18 protein-coding genes are annotated in these 17,713 nt (G+C 45.9%); 11 read left to right on the forward strand and 7 right to left on the reverse strand.

Annotation, left to right across the window (positions count from 1 at the left end; translation table 11 throughout):
• The 3 genes from codB to F0265_RS11175 form a co-directional block, all read right to left on the reverse strand.
• Nucleotides 1-1,239, reverse strand: a complete 1,239-nt coding sequence (gene codB, locus F0265_RS11165; RefSeq protein ID WP_171748930.1) for a cytosine permease — start codon at nt 1,237-1,239, stop codon at nt 1-3.
• 1,131 nt (nt 1,240-2,370) lie between these two features.
• Nucleotides 2,371-3,594 (reverse strand): efflux RND transporter periplasmic adaptor subunit, encoded by a 1,224-nt coding sequence (locus tag F0265_RS11170; RefSeq protein ID WP_171748931.1) that lies wholly within the window; start codon nt 3,592-3,594, stop codon nt 2,371-2,373.
• Nucleotides 3,594-3,917: a hypothetical protein gene (locus F0265_RS11175; protein ID WP_021455416.1), complete on the reverse strand. Its 324-nt coding sequence runs from the start codon at nt 3,915-3,917 to the stop codon at nt 3,594-3,596. Before F0265_RS11175 ends, F0265_RS11170 begins: the two co-directional genes overlap by 1 nt.
• A gap of 108 nt (nt 3,918-4,025) precedes the next feature.
• On the opposite strand from F0265_RS11175, the gene F0265_RS11180 reads away from it, so the two are divergent.
• Nucleotides 4,026-5,027, forward strand: a complete 1,002-nt coding sequence (locus tag F0265_RS11180) for an AraC family transcriptional regulator (protein WP_253809428.1) — start codon at nt 4,026-4,028, stop codon at nt 5,025-5,027.
• Nucleotides 5,028-5,071: 44 nt separating this feature from the next.
• On the opposite strand, the gene F0265_RS11185 is transcribed toward F0265_RS11180, so the two are convergent.
• Nucleotides 5,072-5,767: a hypothetical protein gene (locus tag F0265_RS11185; protein WP_171748932.1), complete on the reverse strand. Its 696-nt coding sequence runs from the start codon at nt 5,765-5,767 to the stop codon at nt 5,072-5,074.
• 6 nt (nt 5,768-5,773) lie between these two features.
• Entirely contained in the window at nt 5,774-6,685 is a 912-nt protein-coding gene (locus F0265_RS11190) for a histidine ammonia-lyase (protein ID WP_171748933.1), read from the reverse strand.
• Between the two features lie 326 nt (nt 6,686-7,011).
• Here F0265_RS11190 and F0265_RS11195 point away from each other — a divergent pair, with 326 nt between their 5' ends.
• Together F0265_RS11195 and F0265_RS11200 are read left to right on the forward strand one after the other, a co-directional pair.
• A complete protein-coding gene (locus tag F0265_RS11195) occupies nt 7,012-7,704 on the forward strand; it encodes a response regulator transcription factor (RefSeq protein ID WP_345775867.1) in 693 nt (230 codons plus the stop codon).
• Nucleotides 7,705-7,710: 6 nt separating this feature from the next.
• Nucleotides 7,711-9,030 (forward strand): ATP-binding protein, encoded by a 1,320-nt coding sequence (locus tag F0265_RS11200; protein WP_171748934.1) that lies wholly within the window; start codon nt 7,711-7,713, stop codon nt 9,028-9,030.
• On the opposite strand, the gene F0265_RS11205 is transcribed toward F0265_RS11200, so the two are convergent.
• Entirely contained in the window at nt 9,027-9,689 is a 663-nt protein-coding gene (locus tag F0265_RS11205) for a pyridoxamine 5'-phosphate oxidase family protein (protein ID WP_171748935.1), read from the reverse strand. The genes F0265_RS11200 and F0265_RS11205 overlap by 4 nt on opposite strands.
• Before the next feature lie 96 nt (nt 9,690-9,785).
• Here F0265_RS11205 and F0265_RS11210 point away from each other — a divergent pair, with 96 nt between their 5' ends.
• Together F0265_RS11210 and F0265_RS11215 are read left to right on the forward strand one after the other, a co-directional pair.
• Complete coding sequence (locus F0265_RS11210; RefSeq protein ID WP_171748936.1) at nt 9,786-11,207, forward strand: PLP-dependent aminotransferase family protein; 1,422 nt, start codon at nt 9,786-9,788, stop codon at nt 11,205-11,207.
• A 37-nt stretch (nt 11,208-11,244) separates the two neighbouring features.
• Nucleotides 11,245-12,003: a class II glutamine amidotransferase gene (locus tag F0265_RS11215; protein ID WP_171748937.1), complete on the forward strand. Its 759-nt coding sequence runs from the start codon at nt 11,245-11,247 to the stop codon at nt 12,001-12,003.
• On the opposite strand, the gene yjeH is transcribed toward F0265_RS11215, so the two are convergent.
• Entirely contained in the window at nt 11,996-13,255 is a 1,260-nt protein-coding gene (yjeH, locus tag F0265_RS11220; RefSeq protein ID WP_171748938.1) for an L-methionine/branched-chain amino acid transporter, read from the reverse strand. The genes F0265_RS11215 and yjeH overlap by 8 nt on opposite strands.
• A 197-nt stretch (nt 13,256-13,452) precedes the next feature.
• Between yjeH and F0265_RS11225 the strand changes: the two genes are divergently transcribed.
• From F0265_RS11225 to F0265_RS11250, 6 genes are all read left to right on the forward strand, one after another.
• On the forward strand, nt 13,453-13,899 hold the full coding sequence (locus F0265_RS11225; protein WP_019275623.1) for an Lrp/AsnC family transcriptional regulator: 447 nt from the start codon (nt 13,453-13,455) through the stop codon (nt 13,897-13,899).
• Nucleotides 13,889-14,839, forward strand: a complete 951-nt coding sequence (locus F0265_RS11230; RefSeq protein WP_171748939.1) for a LysR family transcriptional regulator — start codon at nt 13,889-13,891, stop codon at nt 14,837-14,839. Before F0265_RS11225 ends, F0265_RS11230 begins: the two co-directional genes overlap by 11 nt.
• Before the next feature lie 61 nt (nt 14,840-14,900).
• A complete protein-coding gene (locus tag F0265_RS11235; protein ID WP_171748940.1) occupies nt 14,901-15,515 on the forward strand; it encodes a LysE family translocator in 615 nt (204 codons plus the stop codon).
• Between the two features lie 72 nt (nt 15,516-15,587).
• Nucleotides 15,588-16,565, forward strand: coding sequence for a Gfo/Idh/MocA family oxidoreductase (locus F0265_RS11240; protein ID WP_171749137.1), 978 nt, complete (start codon nt 15,588-15,590; stop codon nt 16,563-16,565).
• An 11-nt stretch (nt 16,566-16,576) separates the two neighbouring features.
• A complete protein-coding gene (locus tag F0265_RS11245) occupies nt 16,577-16,975 on the forward strand; it encodes an OsmC family protein (RefSeq protein ID WP_171748941.1) in 399 nt (132 codons plus the stop codon).
• 146 nt (nt 16,976-17,121) lie between these two features.
• Nucleotides 17,122-17,682, forward strand: coding sequence for a sugar O-acetyltransferase (locus tag F0265_RS11250; RefSeq protein ID WP_171748942.1), 561 nt, complete (start codon nt 17,122-17,124; stop codon nt 17,680-17,682).
• Nucleotides 17,683-17,713: the final 31 nt, after the last annotated feature.

The following is a 17,713-nucleotide window of genomic DNA, read 5'->3' on the forward strand; positions in this document are numbered from 1 at the left end:
TTACGCGGATTGCGCGTTGAGTGTTTTCTTGTTTAAAAGTGGGTTGAGTACGACGTAACACAATGCGCCTCCCAATACGGCATTGATTGGCACGACTCCAGGGATAAACTTACCTGCAGCAACACCTACTGCCACCGCCACGATACCAGCCCAATTCACGTCTTTGAATTCTGTCGTAGCGAAATTCTGGTAGCGTTTTCTATTCATCAAGAAATCCGCGATGATGACGCCGCCAATCGGTGGAATGGCTGTCGATAGGAATGTTAGCCAGCCAACAAAGTTGTTATACAGCCACAATGCGAAGATGGTGCCCACGATACCGTTGATAATAGACATCATAGTACTTGAGCGTCCGGTGATGTTAGAAAAGCCTAACCCCGAAGCGTATAAAGCATTTTCATTGGTAGTCCAGATATTAAGCCCAAGTACGATGATTGCTGGTAGCAGCAGGCCTTGGGCAATCATGACGTCCGAAATATCTGCCATACCCGTTGCTGCTGCTCCTGCTGCGCCAAAGACAAACATGAGTGAGTTACCGATAAAGAAAGCGATCATGGTGACCAGCACGGCACCCGCTGGCTTTTTACCAAAGCGAACAAAATCTGCGGTGAGTGTCCCTGCACTAACAAACGAGCCTACGACCATTGCTAATGCGACAGAGAAATCCATAGGCGTTTCTGGCTGAATAAGCTTTAGTTGTTCAAATCCGCCCACGCTATCGACGGCCATGGATACTGAATAGCTGCCTAGTATCGCAATAGCAGGAACAGCAATCGCTGAAAGTACCATCAGCGCTTTAATGCCAAAGTAAACCGTCGCTGTCATTAGCAGGCCGGACACAATGATCAATGTATTAGTATCAATGCCTGTCGCTTTTTGAACAGGTATGGCGAACATCGCAACACCCACGCCAAACCAACCAACTTGTGTTCCACCAAGTAAAGCTGAAGGAAGCCATGAGCCTTTAGTTCCAAATGAGAATCGAGCGAGAAGATGAGTTGAGAGGCCAGTAGAAGAGCCGATGTAGCCGAGGAAAGAAGTGTAAATACCGAGGATGAGGTTGCCAATGAGGACTGCGAGAATAAAGTCATTAAATGAAAGACCAGTACCGAGTGAGCCTCCCGTCCACATGCTTGCAGAGAAAAAGGTCAGGCCTAACATCACCATAGTGAGTGAAACGACGCCTTTTCTGGCCGTTGTTGGAACGGGTCCCAGACTGTAGTTGTTATCTCCGGACATCTATCACCTCCACAAATAGATAAAATAAACTTTAGTGAGCAAATTCTAGATAAACGGCCGCTATTATGGTGATAAATGTCACGTGGTCAATCTAAATCTATAAGGTTTAACGTTTGCTCGGTTTGTTGGTCTAATTAAATTTATATAAAACAAATAGATAGTTTTATTGTGAATTTAATAAAAAAAATATTAAAGATGATGTAATCGGTTTCTAAATGATCTTTTTGGAGGAAAGCTTGATAGATTTGAACAAGTTCGTTGTGAATGCGTATCTGTAAGAGTGCCATCATATATTGGCTTCACATTTTTCTTTTCCAATCGTCTTCTGATGTGATTTTGAACGTTTCTTGTGTGGATGTGCCAATTAATATCTGATTTTTAGTCATTGGAGGGAAATAAGGTCTATAGCGGTTATTTATCACATTAAAACGTCAGAAATTCGATGAATCGACCGAAGATAAAAGATAAAGCGTGCAATTATTGAGCGAGTCAGTGCCATGTGACGATCATCGAACTGACACATCAATGTAGCAATCAAAGTAGATGATAAGTTTATTGGCAGCAGGTAGAAAAAAAGCCAACCTCAATAAGTAAGATTGGCTTAAATAAGTGTGAACAAATTCGGTTCACTAACAACGTCAGTTGGCTAGGTGACCCTCGGCTTAAGAAGGGTCACTTTAGTATTTGCAGTATATGTGCCAACTTTTATAGAGCGTAATTGCCCACTATTTGACCACTAAACGCCATTTTGGAAGCAAACGGTTGCAATATGAAATTGCATTTTGCAAATAACCTCAATATTGCTAATGACATATCACACAGTTTATGCGGGCATTCAAGCCCTATTAGTCTCGTTTTTTGTTTAGAATGTTTCTTGTAACGCTTGCCATTCTTATCACTGAGAATGAGGCCATGTTTAATCGATACAAAAGAATAGGGGCAGATGGAGGCTCTCAGATTGAGTAGATTGGCATAATTTCGTGAAAGTTGAACTTGTAGAATAGAGTGAAACAGGCGAGCTAAGGTGCATATGCAATATTACACTTAAAAGCAGTAACAAAGTCTATTGATTGGCGTAATACTGGACGCAAAAGAAAAGCTCGGGTCAACCGAGCTTTTTACAGGGGAGTGTTAAATAGAGTAGAAGTAGTAAAGCTGAGACTTCATACGAATGATGATACCTCGAATGACATCAAGGAATGCCATAAAGCCAACGGGTTTTTCGCCACTTACCCAAGCGAGCCCGACAGAACCAACGGGAATGTCATAGCCATCGGTTTCTTCTATTTTTAAACGGACGAAGTGATGCTTGTTTTGCAAGTTCTTGCCCGTCGTCACACGCACCGAGTCATCCAGGCCAAGCAAGTTGCTTTGTGACTCGCCAGTGGCCTCCACGATGCCCTCGACTTGAGCAGAAAAGATCTTACCTGGATAAACTGAGGAAGAAAATTCTGCATTTTGCCCCGGCTTAACGTTGCGAATCGCCTGATGATTCACACGCATTAGCACGTATTTTTCATCTGTGTACATCTGTAACCTTGGCAACATTGAGACACGTTGCCCTTCACGTAAGATGAAGTTAGTAACAAAGCCGTCGGCAGGGGCGTGAACTTTGGTGCTGTCCAGCTCCCATTTTGCTTTTGCGAGTTTCTCTTGTGACTTTTTCCAATCGGCGTGCTTGGATTTAACCGCTAATTCCGATTTCGCGATCGCGAGTTTGGCTTTTTCAGTGTCGACCTGTTTCGTTTTCAGCTTTGATTCTATGGTTGAGACGTTGTGTCGCGCCTTAGTGACGGCTGTTTCCTGCTTATCAATATCGCTCGCGGTGATGGTGTTATTCACTACACGGTTTTGCTCTCTGTAACGCTTTAACATTTTGTTTTGCAGACTGTAGTCGGCTTTGGCAGCAGCAAGTTGGCTTTCTGTAGTCTCTAAATCTTGAACCATTGACTCGTACGTTGCTTGTGAGATTGAAATATCCTCAAATGCCACTTCAAGCTCCACCATCGCCGACTCTTCTTCTACTTTTGCCTGGTTATAGGCGATTTGGTATTGAGTCGAGTCAATCTCGTAAATCAGTTGGCCTTTCTTTACCTTTTGGTTGGGTTCAATGTAAATCTTGTCGACTTTGCCTGTTACGTTAGGAGAATCCGGGCGTAACTGGATATGGGGGGATTGCACCACCGAACCGCCAGATAAATCCATTGGTGTATAGTTGATCAATCCGACCCAAACAAACATCAACCAAGAAACGCCACCTAAATAGGCGAATGACTTGGTCGCGGTATTCCACGGCATACCCACCAGTCTTAGCAGGTAAATAAAAAGTGCCCAGACAGCTAAACCTTCTAACATTAAGCCTCCTCCTGTTTATCTTTTGTGTTGGGGGCGTGACGCCAAGTGTCGCGTAGGTTCACAATGGCTTTGTCCATATCGACGAAAGCAACAATGACTGCGACTACCCAAACCCAGTGCCAGATGAAACCAATCCATGTCAGCGCCGTTATCAGTCCTATTTGATGATGATCTTTGCTATGGGCTTTGTTGATTGGTAGTTCGTGAAACTTCCAGAATCCAAACAGAGCCGCACCGACAGTCGCAATCAAGACAACAGTTGCGACGATGTGTAATGCGGTGTCTGCACCGGTTCCCACGAACGGGACACTTAATAAACTCATTCAAGGCTCCTTTATTAATAAGGATCTGTATTGTGTTTCGGATTTGAAAATTAGCTTTGGATATGACAGATTGATTCATATTGAATGCCTAATTGATGTGATCTGTATATGGATAAAGTACGCTTTATGCGTGTGCTAGGAATTCGGCACATTCATCAGGAAGCGAGGTTACGCTACCAAATCGATGAAGACGAACTGGCGATTCCGGAGTCGGCGTTTCGTAATCCGATGACGTTGATCCCAATGGCAGAAGTGAATCGCTGGTTTGAAAAGTTAGAGCGGGTTACAGGCAACCCCGATGTGATTCTTGATATCAACCGTGATGTTGATGTTGGGCAGATAGGTGTTATTTCTCACTGGCTTCTTTCTGGCAGCGATCTCGCGTCGACCATTCGACGTGTGAATTATGGATTTAGTAGTCTGCAAAGCGGAGCATTTCTATCTGCATCCCTGAGTGGTTCACTGATCAAGTGGGCGTATCGGAACCCAATGATCGAACCTGAATGTAAAGTACACGACAGTGTCCGTATGGTGATGGCACTCACCAAGATCTTACGTACGTATCTTGGTCAGGATTTTTCTCCACTCAGAGTACAACTGTCTGGTTCTCGCAAGAATACAGCTAAATATGAAGCGTATTTTGGCTGTGAGGTGGAATGGAGTCATTCGTCCACGGAGATATGGTTTCATTCGGAACTGCGTTTAGCCACCAAGCAGCAGGCGAGGCTGCAGAAAGGGCGCCTAGCGATGAATTTTGCCGACTTGGACGAGCTGCTTAATATGCCTGACCCAGAAGACGAAGTGAAAGTGATTTATGAAATCCTAAACTACAGCCGTCATTATGGGCTGCCAACGGTGGAAAATGTTTCGAGCTTACTCGGGCTGTCAGTGCAGCAATTTCAACGTCGGTTGCGTAATTTAGGAATGAACTTCACCACGGTGAGTGGTTATGTATTGAGTAACATTGCGGTAGAAATGCTGCGTCATGGTATCGAGATTGACGATATTGCTCAGCGCTTAGGGTATCAAAACATCGCTAGCTTTAATCGTATGTTTAAAAAACATCGGGGTTTGACACCAAACCAGTACGTACAGCGTTATTACCTTTAAGCGCAGAGAACAAAAAAGCGCCGCAATGGCGCTTATCAATTAGCTTATTCTTGCGGGCGCCAACCGAGCGCACTAGCAATCGCGCCGACCACCAAAGTGTCTCGCTCGTCATCGTTCAGCGAGTCAAGCATCTGGATTGTGAGTGCGCCATTAGTTTGCACTGCTGCGACTTCTTGTGTTCCACGCTCAAAGCTGTAGCCAAGTGGTGTGTCGACTGGCACAAGTAAGCCTTCACCAGTATGAATGGTCTTCACGTTAAAGTGGGTGGTGCCAATTCTTACTAAGCCTTTCTCTGTTTTATCGAAGCCGATATCCAGTACCCCAGCGTCTGGCTCAATTTTGTATTCACCAACGTTTTTCTCATCTGAGCTGATATCGCAGGTATAAGGATCGTTGCCACCGAATTCTACGCCCATGTAGTTGTACGAGACACCGCCACCTGTGCAGGTCAGCACCCATGTTTTTCCATCACTGTTACGAGTGACTTCTGCGGCCATTTCTCCATCTTTAAAAGACAGTTTGTTGAACCACGTTGATGAAGAGGCGCTGCGAGAGTACTTACCTTTATAAATACCAGCGATATCAAAAGTGCCTTCTCGGCCGAGCTTCCATAAATTATTGTCGGTCTTTATGTTGATCTCTGGCTGAGCTTTGACAGCGGCCGATTTATCCATGATAGCGGTGCTACCACAAGCGGTAAGGGCAAGCGCCATAGCGCTAACGAGTAGGTGTTTGTTCATATCTATTTACTTCTTATTGACGAAAAACCAGCTATTAAGGAAGTTGTTCAGTGGCGCAAACGCTCTATGCGTCCAGTTAAGAGGGTTATCTGTTGCGTTTGAGTCTTGGCTAGCCACATCCCCGGTTGCTGTAAATGAAGGTTTTAGCTCACCGGGATAGGTGCCTAGGCTTGGGTCAACTTTGTATTCATACATCGAACCCAATAGAGCGCCTGGGTTGAGATCCTTGCTGACCGTGTGGATCGGGTCTTCGTCCCCTTTGTCATCTGGGGCAGGGCATGTATTGGCGGCGAGCTGACCGTTTCCGTAGTTACATGGGTCGTATTCGAGCTTAGTCGCGCCAGTTTGCAATGACAGAAGGCGCTGGAACTCTTGATATGCACTGGCGACTTCGGCGCCTTGTGTGGTTAACGCGTCTTCATCGACATAGTAATCGTAAAGCTGCAACATCTTTTGGTAAGAGGTGTTTTTTAGTGTTTCGTCACCACCGCCGTTATTGGTGTAAACAAGCTCAATGCCGTCAATACCTGAGGATGTGTTTACCTGCTTTGCCAAATTAAGGACGAAGGTTTCATAGTCAGCACTTCCCGCAGGCTCTTTTTCTATGACGCCAATGACCAAGGTTTTCTGGGCGAACTGCTTTTGCACATCACTGTGTGCCCAGCTAGCTAGATTGTTAATTTGGGTTTGTACCCGAGCACGCTGCGTTTCAGAGACATTTGGCCCAATACTCAGGACATAAATGCCTTTATCGAACTGACAAGCATTTGCGCCAGTCTGAACACTACAGTTGGTTGCTGAGCTGTAGACATTAACGGCACTGGCTGTTGTTGATGTTGGATTCGTATCATCACTGTTACAGCCAGATAACAAGGCGACGGTTAGTGTCGAGAGAAGAAGAGAGCGGCTAGGGTTCATTTCATTATTTACTGATTAAATGATAATTTCGGTGAATGATAAAGAGAGTGACTAGATTGTCGAATAGATCCACTGCGATTTGTAAGAGCATAAACATTCAGTTCAAAAGACAGCGCCTTCTGAATTCGGTGTGGGCACGATATGAAGCCTAGAGTGGGGCTGTGAGTAACATCGAATTCGAGTGGAAAAAGCGAATAATGTAATCGATTGTAAGTGAGCTCTTACAAAATCCAGTGTGGCAGAGGGCGCAATCTCAATTTCCTCGCTTGAGCAGGTAATCGTCTAATATATAATTTGCGTCAATTTATAAATGGTTGCGAAAGTAGATTGTGAATTACAGAGTGCTTCTTGTTGAAGACGATAAGGAAATCGCAAGACTGACTCAAATGTACCTTGAAGCCGAAGGATATGGTGTTGAGGTGGTGTATTCAGGTGATAAAGCGGTAGATGCGGTGACGCGCTACCAGCCTGACGTTGTGTTATTGGATCTCATGTTACCGGGAGAAGACGGTGCGACGGTTCTTAAAAAGCTACGAACCTTCTATCAGGGCGTCGTGATTGTACAGACAGCGGTTCAAGAGGAGTTGAGTGAAGTCAGTTTACTAAAATTGGGCGCCGATGATTATTTGACTAAACCAATTCGTGGCCATGTCTTGGTTGCGCGTCTTGAAGCTCATTTACGTCGTTATGCGGCAGCGGGGCAGGAGCCATCGACGCATAACTACGAAGCTTATGGGTTTAAGTTGTGCCCTTTACGTAAAGTGGCTTTTTATCGCAGCAAAAACATTGACCTGACTCAGGCGGAGTTCGACATTCTTCTTTTGCTGGTTCAATCACCCGACAAAGCGGTATCACGAGATCTCTGTTGTCAGTCATCCCGTGGGATAGAATACACCTTCAATGATCGCTCCATTGATATGCGTATTTCTGGCTTACGGAGAAAATTAGCCCGAGCAGATGTAAATAACGCTCAGATCAAAACCATTCGCAATCAGGGCTATATGCTCACAGCGGCGTAATCGAATATGGTTCGTTCCACTTTTACCAAAGCGTACATTAGTCTGGCAACTGGACTTGTGATCACTGTTGTTGCGTTTCTTATTTTGGGCTCTGACTTCATGCGCAGAAGTGAAGTCGAGATATTCCTCAATGATGGGCAGTTTTTCGTTAATCAATACATCGAACAACGTGGTCAGCCCAACTCCCTTTATAAAGAGTTGACCAACACGGGGCAGCAGCAGTTTTACATCTTTAATCTGTCATTGGTTAATGTAAAACCTGAGGCGCTGCCATGCTCAGATTGTCGTGAGCTGTACCGATTGAAATCGATTCCCATTTATCTAGTCGAAGATAACTTGTATGCGGCGGTATTTCCGTTGCCCAACTCGGCGAAAAGTCTCATGTTCAGTGAGAATCGAGATTTTTTCGAACCTCAATTTGAATGGTATGAAGACTCCGAAGTGATGTTCGTCATTGGCCTTATTGCCTGGATATTTGTCAGCTTAGGCGTATTTGTTTATGTCCCTATTCGCCATCTACACAACCAAATTAATCAGCTTAACCGTGCGTCTCGTCGCTTTGGGTGTGGTGAGTTTAGTGCACGTATTGACAGTGGCAACTTCCGACTTCCCCTCAAGGAACTGGCCGAGAGTTTCAACCATATGGCGGATGATATTGAAGGCCATGTGAGGCAGAGTCAGATCTACACGCAGGCTATTCCTCATGAAGTCAGAACGCCGCTCAGCCGAATTCAGCTAGCCAGTGATATGGCTAGGCGCAATGCCGTTCATGAGCAAGAACCGTTTTTTGATGATATTGACCGATATGTTGACGATATTTCCTCGCTGACTGCCAGCGTGGTACAAATCTCCCGAGTCGGAGGTTTGACGGAGCGCGAATTGCTTGATACACAAAACCTTCTCCCTGAACACTGGCTTAAACAGCGTATTGACAGGCAAGAGCATCACAACAAACAAATCAACTTTCATGCCTCTTTGACTGAGCCCGCCCCAGCTATGGATGTATTGGAAACCTTAGCTAATTTGGTGATTGATAATCTGCTTCAAAACGCATTCCGTTATGCAGATGCTGCGGTCGCGATCACTTTAATCGGTTTTGACAACACATTAGTGATTGATATTGAAGATGACGGGGCTGGTATCCCAAAAGATAAGTATGATGAGATCTTTCTGGCATTCTCCAGACTTGATGAAAGCCGCCATAGTGACGGCTTTGGGTTGGGGCTGACCATTGCTTCAGAAGCCGCCAAGCGACTCAACTGGCGTATTTCTTTAGGTGAGAGCGAACTAGGCGGGGCTCGTTTTACGGTTTTGATTGAGTGCTAGTTCTCTGGGTTGTGCCAACGCTCACCATAAGCACTGCTGTAATCGGGCTCTTCCAGGTGTGTGGATGCTTCTACTGGCTCAAGTGGGCCAACTGTCGTCCGATAAGGTAAGACGCCAGCCCACACAGGAAGGTCCAAATCGGATTCATCATCGTTGACACCAAAACGACTGATCTTGACCGACGCTTCGCTTAACTGCATCTTTAGCACCATGGTCGCGGCGAGTTCTCTGTCACTACTTAATCTGACCTGCTCCGTTCTTCCGGGGGCAATCTGCTCAATAAAATGATTGAGCAGACGATCTTTCTCCTGCTTCTCTTCAACTACTTCAAATTGGCCAAACACCACAGCTGAACGATAGTGGGCGCTGTGGTGAAAAGCCGATCTTGCTAAAACCCAGCCATCAAAAAGTGTGAATGTCAGGCAGGTCTGGTGGCCTTGTTTTAACGAGCGTAGTAATCGGCTGTTGTTCGCACCATGGATATACACATGTTCATCGACACGCCATGCCAATATAGGAATCACAATAGGGCCGTTAGCGTCATTAATCGCGATATGGGCGATTAATGATTCATCAATAATTTGTTCAAGATGTTTGTCTTCGAACACGGCTTTGTGAGCGCCTTTTTTTATTTGGGTCCTTTCTGTGTTTGATAGCATTGCGTTTCTCCATTGGCTTGTAATTTATGGTTCCAATCTAATGTTTAACTGGTATGTTATTTAGAGCCAGTTTTGACAAAGTTATAGGTCCAGTTAATGGCGTTGATTGATATTGGAGATCTGACCCTCTCAGGTGGGGCGAACACCTTACAACAGCAGTTATTTCATGCGATTCGAGCCAAAATAGTGAAAAGTTTGTGGCCATTGCAGGGTAAGTTGCCTTCGACGCGCAAGCTCGCCAGTGAGCTCAATGTGAGTCGTAATACAGTGACGGCGGCTTATGAGCAGCTGTTGGCGGAAGGCTACATAGAAAGCAAGCAAGGCTCGGGGTTCTACGTTGCGGTTGAGCTACCGGATAAATATGTGCCAGCGACCGTGACTCAGGGTACCTCTTCAGTCGAGTCCAACTGTTTTGATATCAATTCGTCATTTGCACCTGGCGTTCCAGATCTTTCACAGTTTCCGCTTGGTAAATGGCAACGATTGTTGCAAAGGCATGTTCTACGCCCAGTGCTGCTCGGGAATCAAAACATTCAGGGCAGTGAAGCGCTTAGAGCGGCGCTGTCTGATTACTTGTCTTCCAGCCGCTCCGTTCACTGTTCAGCGCAAAGGGTTATTGTGACTTCAGGTGCTCAGCAGGCTTTGACCATTGCGATGGCGGCGACTCTGGCACAAGGTGAAAAAGTTCTGATGGAGCAGCCCGGGTATGCCCAAATGACCAAGGTGCTTGAACTTAACCAATATCAGCTGGAACCTTTGACGGTGTACCAAGAAACAGGCTTTGAGTTGAGCGATGTCCTGAAAAGTACAGCACGAGCGCTATACATCACCCCGAGTAACCAATATCCGATGGGAACGACCATCAACACTGAAAATCGTCTGAAGTTGATTGAATGGGCGGCGAGTAATCAAGGGTGGATTATCGAAGATGATTATGACAGTGAGTTTCAGTTTGCACACCGGCCTTATACCAGCTTACAGGGATTAGCGGGCCAAATGGGGCTAGATGAGCACGTGATATATATCGGCTCACTAAGTAAAGTGATGTTTAACGGCTTAAGGTTAGGTTATATGGTGGTGCCGGATAATTTAATTCAGCGCTGTCTTGAAATAAAAGATGCCATGAGCGGTGACTCCCCATCGCATACTCAGGAAGCGTTAGCTGACTTTATTGCTGAAGGCCATTTACTGCGTCATATACGAAAAATGCGCCGACTGTACAAACAAAAGCATGAAGTTGTCAGCCAAGCAATAGAGCAAGCATTCGGTGGACGGGTTACGATCATCAGCCAGGCGGCAGGTTTGCATGTCACGCTCAAATGGAACGGTGGAATAGATGAGCAAGAGTGGGTCACTAGGGCAGAGAAGCAAGGGATCGTGCTGCGGCCACTGAGCTATTATGAACATAACAAGGAGAGTCATCGAGAGTGGCGAGCGGTCGTGCTCGGTTTTGGTAATACGCCATTGCAAGAGCTCGAACCCGGGATACAAGCACTTGCCCGATTATTTGAATCGTGATTGTATTGAACAAAATGTCATCAATTGAGGGGAGAATATGTGCCGTTGGTTAGCCTATCAGGGAGAGTCAATTTACTTAGACGAATTGGTGTATGAACCTGAGCACTCGCTGGTGCATCAAAGCCTTGATGCAAGAAAAGCTGTGACAAGGGTCAACGCCGATGGCTTTGGGTTAGGCTGGTACACTGAGCGAGACACCCCTGGGCAGTTCCACGAAGTCTTACCGGCATGGGGAGATGAAAACCTGCGTTCTCTGGCACATCACATTCGTTCTCATCGGTTTATGGCGCATGTTCGCTCATCTACGGGTACACAGGTATCCCGCTCTAATTGCCATCCGTTTATCATCGACAACTGGATGTTTCTGCACAATGGTCAGATTGGTGAATTTGAGCGCGTTAAATATGAGCTGCAAAGTCAGTTACCGGAATCATTGTTCCTTAAACGCATGGGTACGACCGACAGTGAACTGATTTTTCTTTTGATGCTCCACAATGGCCTGTGTGAACAGCCTGTTGAAGCGATTCGTAAAACCATTATTGATATTAGCCAAATGATGAAATCGAAAGGTATTGAAGAGCCGTTAAAAGCGTCGATTTGTATTTCAGATGGAGAACAGTTTTGGGCGGTTCGTTATAGCTCTGATGATGACGCGCCAACCGTCTTCATACGACAAGAGGGCGCGAACATCGCTTTGGCCTCAGAGCCGCTGGAGAAAAGCTCAGACTGGAAGGCGGTGCTTCCTCAAAGCATTTTGGAAATTAAAGGTGACGCCGTCACCTCTTATGCTATTTAGCCTGACTTTGGTCCAGCGTTTGTCGCTTTCCCCATGGTAGGGACAATAAAACAAAGACAGCAACAGCGTATAGCATTGACCAACCTAAGCAGACAAACACGCCTGTGCAGATAAGTAATGACACGCCCGCAAGCCATTTGCTGATGCCGGTCAGGAGCTTGTAGGCAGATAACATCGCTAATAAATACACCAGAACGAAAATACCATTTGCCAGCTTAAGGAAGAACTCTAAGTCCAGCCCTGAAATTTCGCCCACTAGGCATGACAATACCAACACTACACCAACGGCCAACGTGGCGTTTGCAGGGACGCCTCGAATTGAGACTCTAGCTAGCGCACTTTGAGGCTTATACTCGCGCGCCTGCGCCCAAACCATCCTAGATAAGCTTTGTGTATATAGATTGACGCTGGCAAAGCAGGCTGCAAAACCGAGAACGCTGATAAGAAGCTTAAACTGTTCACCGAATAGCATCTCTGACAGCCAAGGTATGGAAGTACTGTCAAATTCGCTGCTTCCGTAAGCCCCGTATTTGAGTATGACGACAGAGCATGCCCAATAGGCTGCACCCGCCACAAAACAGCCTATGATGATCGCAATAGGGAAATCCCGTTGTGGATTCTTAAACTCTTCCCCCATGTGGGCGAATGCTTCAATTCCGACAAAGCACCAAAACATAACGGCCAGTGCAGCCCCAATACTCCAAGTTGATTCGGAGGAGAGCGCTGGCATCGTCAGATCTTGCGCGCCAATATCACCTTTCCACCAAAATGCCGCGACCAAGATGAAGATACTGAGCGCAATAAGCGTCTGAAGGCGTCCCGATGACTTTGTGCCTGCCAGATTAACAGCGATTAACAGAAACACCGTCAGCAGTTGGGCGAAAATAGAGGAGTTCAGCGCTTCAGGCAGTAATTGCTGTAAAAAGCCAGCGGCTAGCGCCACCGCGGCAGGGACACCGACCGGAATGACACTGACAAACAACCAAGCAACGCTTTTTTCTAGGCGTTTATCAAATGCCTGGCGAACGAAGTGCGCCGTGCCACCTGCATTCGGATAGCGCTTTCCCAGTTGAGCAAAGGTCAACGCTATCGGACATATCGCAATAAATAGAATTAGCCATGCCCAAAGTGAGAGTGAACCTGCAATACCAGCGGCAATGGCTGGTACCATGAAAAGGCCAGTTCCCAGCAAGGTCGTTGAGAGCTGCCCAACGCCTGAGAGTAATGTGATTTCTTGTTTTAGCTGACTCATGGTTTCCTTTCCTGATATTTTTTTTGATAGCTTACTCAAACATATGGAAAAACACAGCAAGCAATTTGTCGTAGTTATATGTCACTTTGGCGGAAGTCAGGTGAGTGAATAGACAATTTGCACTCTTTCGCCCAATGGCTTTTTGTGTCACATTACCTGAAATCAACAGGATAAGTTGAGGTATGACAGGAAGTAATATGGATAAGTTCGACAATCAAATTCTCGATATTTTAAGACACCACGCCAGAGCTTCGGTCAGTGATATTGCTCGACAGGTCAATTTGTCACGCTCAGCCGTGACGGCAAGAATTCAGAAGCTGGAACAGGAAAAAGTCATTCTTGGCTACCATGCGAATATCGCTCAAGACGAACCGGATCTTATACAGGCATACATGGCATTAAAGTTCGACATGTCAGCCTCCTCTCATTATTGTGAGTCCTATGCTGAGACAATCTATAAGATTGATGGTGTGAAATGGTGTCATGCGATAACAGGGGAGACCGACATGATGTTGTTTGTCGAAGTGCCTACCATGGCAAGGCTCAATGAGATTCGTGATGAACTGCAGGCGATCCCCGAGCTACGCCATCTGATGACTCACACTGTACTCACGGAATTCTTTAATACACGCCATGTCTCTTAATCATATCAACCTCAACTTGTTACGTTCATTGCAGGTGTTGCTTGAAGAGTGCCACGTGAGTAGAGCTGCAGATAGACTCAACATTACTCAATCAGCCGTGAGTCGCCAGCTCGCTCAGCTTCGAGACTTGTGTGGCGACCCTTTATTGGTGCGCGAAGGCAATGCCTTAGTGCCGACACCAAGAGCACTGGCCATGCAGGAAAAACTCAATCTTTTATTAGGAGAGTTTGAACAACTACTGCATGACAAACCTTTCGATCCGCAAACCTGGAAGCAAGAATTTGTTCTATCTTCCAGTGACTATGTTGCTCAATACATAGTGCCCGATGTGGTTGCCGTTATGGTGGAGCAATCGCCGAACGTCAATCTCGCCTATCGCTTATGGCAGCCAGAATATCTTCAACAATTTGGTGAAACCGGTATTCACTTAGCCTCGACCATGCAGCCAGAAAAGCCCGCTAATGTGACGAGTGTGAAAATCGGTGAGGACAAATCAGTCTGCCTGATGCGTAAATCTCACCCGTTGTCGGCCAAGCAGACTCTGACAGAAGAAGAGCTGGTGGGCTACCCTCATTTGAAGGTGACTGGGGGAGGAGATAAGGATTCAAGTACCGATATTGTCCTCAAATCTCTTGGGTATGAAAGGCGAATTGCTTTAAAAGTCCCGTTCTTTTCCGCTGCGGTCAATGCCTTGGTTTCCAGTGATTATCTGATGGTGGTACCTGAGCACATTGCTTTGAACTTGTCGGCGAATTACAACCTTGAATATCGTCCTCTGCCATTTGAGACAGAAGCACACCAGTATTGGCTCATGTGGCACCCCAAATACGATCAGGACAAAGCGCATCAATGGATGCGTGAGATGGTTCTGCGCGCGATGCGCACGTCAAGTTATTCTGTAGGTATGATTTTAAATCATAGCCGATATAATAAACTTTGATTTCAAATCATTAATTCGCTGCGATAGTTTAACGACATGGATTCAGCCTCAGGAAAAAACAATGACACTCACAATCTGGCTATCACTTTTTACGGTTTGTATTTTAGGGGCGATGTCGCCCGGCCCGAGTCTCGCTATGGTCGCAAAACATAGCCTCGCAGGGGGGCGAAAAAATGGCTTAGCAGCTGCTTGGGCACATGCATTTGGTATTGGTATTTACGCCTTCATTACTCTGATTGGCCTTGCCGTTGTCCTGCAACAGTCACCGCTGCTTTTTAAAGCGATCAGTTACTCTGGTGCGGCGTATCTGGCGTACCTTGGCTACAATGCGTTGCGCTCAAAAGGTGGTGTGGCAGCGAAGCTGGAGTCGGGTGAGCACACATCGGCTTGGCAGTCTGCAAAAGAAGGGTTTCTTATCTCCATTCTCAGCCCTAAGATTGCGCTGTTCTTTATCGCGTTGTTCAGCCAGTTTGTTGCGGTTGGGGACAGTCTAACGGCCAAAGCATTAATTGTTCTGACCCCGCTAGTGATCGACGGTCTGTGGTATACCCTGATTACTTTCTTGCTATCGAGCCCACGCCTTTTAGACAAAATTCGCTCAAAAGCACAACTGATTGATCGCCTGTCTGGCGCCGTGCTGATATTTTTAGCGGTACGAGTTGTGATGACAGTGTAAGATAGCCAACACGAACAAAAATAAATAACAAAGGAGCCATCGGCTCCTTTTGTCATGATTGGAGACGGAATGATGATTAGACTTGCTGTTATCGGGACGAACTGGATCACCGATCAGTTCATTGAAGCTGCGTTGAAGACAGAGCAATATCTTTTGGCTGGCGTGTATTCTCGCTCTATCGAGAAAGCGAAAGAGTTTGCTGAGAAATACGCATCACCAACTCTTTTTGATGATTTTGATAAGTTAGCGACTTCAAAGTCGATTGACGTGATTTACATTGCTAGCCCAAACTCATTACACGCTCCACAAGCATTGAAATTACTTGAAGCAGGTAAGCACGTCATCTGTGAAAAGCCACTGGCTGCGAATGACAAGTTAGCACAACAGATGTATCAGACTGCGTTAGCGAATGATGTGGTTCTTTTTGAGGCGTTCATGTCGCCACACACACCGAACTTCAAGCTAATGAAAGAGCATAGTAAGAACATTGGTAAGATTCGAAAAGCGTTGATCATTTATTGCCAGTATTCGTCACGCTACCCTAAGTATCTGGCTGGTGAAAACCCAAACACCTTTAATCCTGCTTTTGCAAACGGTTCGATCATGGACATTGGCTACTACTGTGTTGGCTCAGCAGTTGAATTGTTTGGCGAACCTCTCAGTGTGAAAGCACAGGCTCAGATGCTGGACAGTGGTGTCGATGGCAGCGGGAGCGTTATCTTAGGTTACGATGGCTTTGAAGTGGTGCTGCAACATTCCAAGACCAGTGACTCTTATTTACCGAGTGAAATTCAAGGTGAAGAAGGGGCGTTGCTTATGGAGATGATTTCAACGGGCAAAAAGCTGACTAAGATTGCTAGAGGTGGTGTAGGCGTCGATTTGAGTGTTAAACAAGATCCAAATCCTATGTATTACGAAGCACTGGCTTTTGCTAAGCAATTTGAAACGAAAAAAATTGACGAAGAGTGTATGAAGCGCTCGCTGATTGTGGCTAAATTGCTGACAGAGATTCGCAAGCAAACGGGTGTAACATTCCCGACAGACGTATAAGAGAGAAAGATATGCAAGCCGAAGTTAAATGGATCGAAGATTTTAAGTTTCTAGGTCACTCTCAATCTGGTCATTCAGTTGTAATGGATGGCAATGGTGGTGCAACAGCACCAAGCCCAATGGAAATGGTGCTGATGGCGGCAGGCGGTTGTAGCTCCGTTGACGTGGTTGATGGGCTTAAAGAAGCTTCGCAGAAGGTGACTAGCTGCACTGCGAAACTGACGACAGAGCGTCGTGAAGCAGCTCCTCGTATTTTCACCAAAGTAAATATCCACTTTGAAGTGTCGGGTGACAATCTGGATACAGACGTTGTCGCAAAAGTAACAGCAGACTCTCTGGAAAAGTACTGTTCAGTGTGTCTGATGCTAGGTGCTGGCGTAGAAATGACCCACAGTTGGGAAATAGTTTAACCTGTTCTATTTAGATGGAAAGCCGGGTTTACAGCCCGGCTTTTTTGTAAATTACGGAAATGTTCACGGGTTAGGTTTTCTCTTTTTCCAATCTTTTATTCGCGCTATTTTACCTTTCCCATTCAAGCAGTTAATTGGAAAACGTTATGACAGAGTTTGAAAAAATGGTCACAGGTCAGTTGTTTAACGGGGCCGATCCCAGCGTTAATAACATTCGTGAGCAAGCAACACGCCTCTTGCAAGAGTTAAATCACAATACCAGTGATAGTCAGCGTACTGAAACCTGTCGCCAGTTGCTGAAGCGTTTTGGTGAGTCGAGTATGATCCGCTCACCTTTTCTCTGTGAGTTTGGCCAAACCATATCAATTGGCGATAACACCTTCATCAATATGAATGTGACCATGTTGGATGGGTCTGAGATTACGATTGGCGACCATGTACTTATCGGCCCAAACACTCAGTTCTATACCGCGGGTCATTCTTTGGACTATCGAAGCCGAAGAGGTTGGGAAACCACCTGTTTGCCTATTATTGTGGAAGATGATGTCTGGATCGGTGGCAATGTGGTAATCAACCAAGGCGTGACTATTGGTGCGCGCAGTGTCATCGCTGCTAATTCAGTGGTAACGCGTGATGTGCCACCTGACAGCCTGTATGGTGGAACTCCGGCAAAATTAATAAGACATTTGACAGAGAATGACAGTTAACGCTAGGTTAAGCTCCTTTGCTGTTAATCTG

Source organism: Vibrio sp. RE88 (assembly GCF_013113835.1).
Taxonomy (GTDB): Bacteria; Pseudomonadota; Gammaproteobacteria; order Enterobacterales; family Vibrionaceae; genus Vibrio.

Bases quoted from the DNA above. Each gene is read 5' to 3' on its own strand.
- codB (WP_171748930.1), bottom strand. From the start codon at position 1,239: ATGTCCGGAGATAACAACTACAGTCTGGGACCCGTTCCAACAACGGCC.
- F0265_RS11170 (WP_171748931.1), bottom strand. From the start codon at position 3,594: ATGTTAGAAGGTTTAGCTGTCTGGGCACTTTTTATTTACCTGCTAAGA.
- F0265_RS11175 (WP_021455416.1), bottom strand. From the start codon at position 3,917: ATGAGTTTATTAAGTGTCCCGTTCGTGGGAACCGGTGCAGACACCGCA.
- F0265_RS11180 (WP_253809428.1), top strand. From the start codon at position 4,026: ATGGATAAAGTACGCTTTATGCGTGTGCTAGGAATTCGGCACATTCAT.
- F0265_RS11185 (WP_171748932.1), bottom strand. From the start codon at position 5,767: ATGAACAAACACCTACTCGTTAGCGCTATGGCGCTTGCCCTTACCGCT.
- F0265_RS11190 (WP_171748933.1), bottom strand. From the start codon at position 6,685: ATGAACCCTAGCCGCTCTCTTCTTCTCTCGACACTAACCGTCGCCTTG.
- F0265_RS11200 (WP_171748934.1), top strand. From the start codon at position 7,711: ATGGTTCGTTCCACTTTTACCAAAGCGTACATTAGTCTGGCAACTGGA.
- F0265_RS11205 (WP_171748935.1), bottom strand. From the start codon at position 9,689: ATGCTATCAAACACAGAAAGGACCCAAATAAAAAAAGGCGCTCACAAA.
- F0265_RS11210 (WP_171748936.1), top strand. From the start codon at position 9,786: ATGGCGTTGATTGATATTGGAGATCTGACCCTCTCAGGTGGGGCGAAC.
- F0265_RS11215 (WP_171748937.1), top strand. From the start codon at position 11,245: ATGTGCCGTTGGTTAGCCTATCAGGGAGAGTCAATTTACTTAGACGAA.
- yjeH (WP_171748938.1), bottom strand. From the start codon at position 13,255: ATGAGTCAGCTAAAACAAGAAATCACATTACTCTCAGGCGTTGGGCAG.
- F0265_RS11225 (WP_019275623.1), top strand. From the start codon at position 13,453: ATGGATAAGTTCGACAATCAAATTCTCGATATTTTAAGACACCACGCC.
- F0265_RS11230 (WP_171748939.1), top strand. From the start codon at position 13,889: ATGTCTCTTAATCATATCAACCTCAACTTGTTACGTTCATTGCAGGTG.
- F0265_RS11235 (WP_171748940.1), top strand. From the start codon at position 14,901: ATGACACTCACAATCTGGCTATCACTTTTTACGGTTTGTATTTTAGGG.
- F0265_RS11240 (WP_171749137.1), top strand. From the start codon at position 15,588: ATGATTAGACTTGCTGTTATCGGGACGAACTGGATCACCGATCAGTTC.
- F0265_RS11245 (WP_171748941.1), top strand. From the start codon at position 16,577: ATGCAAGCCGAAGTTAAATGGATCGAAGATTTTAAGTTTCTAGGTCAC.
- F0265_RS11250 (WP_171748942.1), top strand. From the start codon at position 17,122: ATGACAGAGTTTGAAAAAATGGTCACAGGTCAGTTGTTTAACGGGGCC.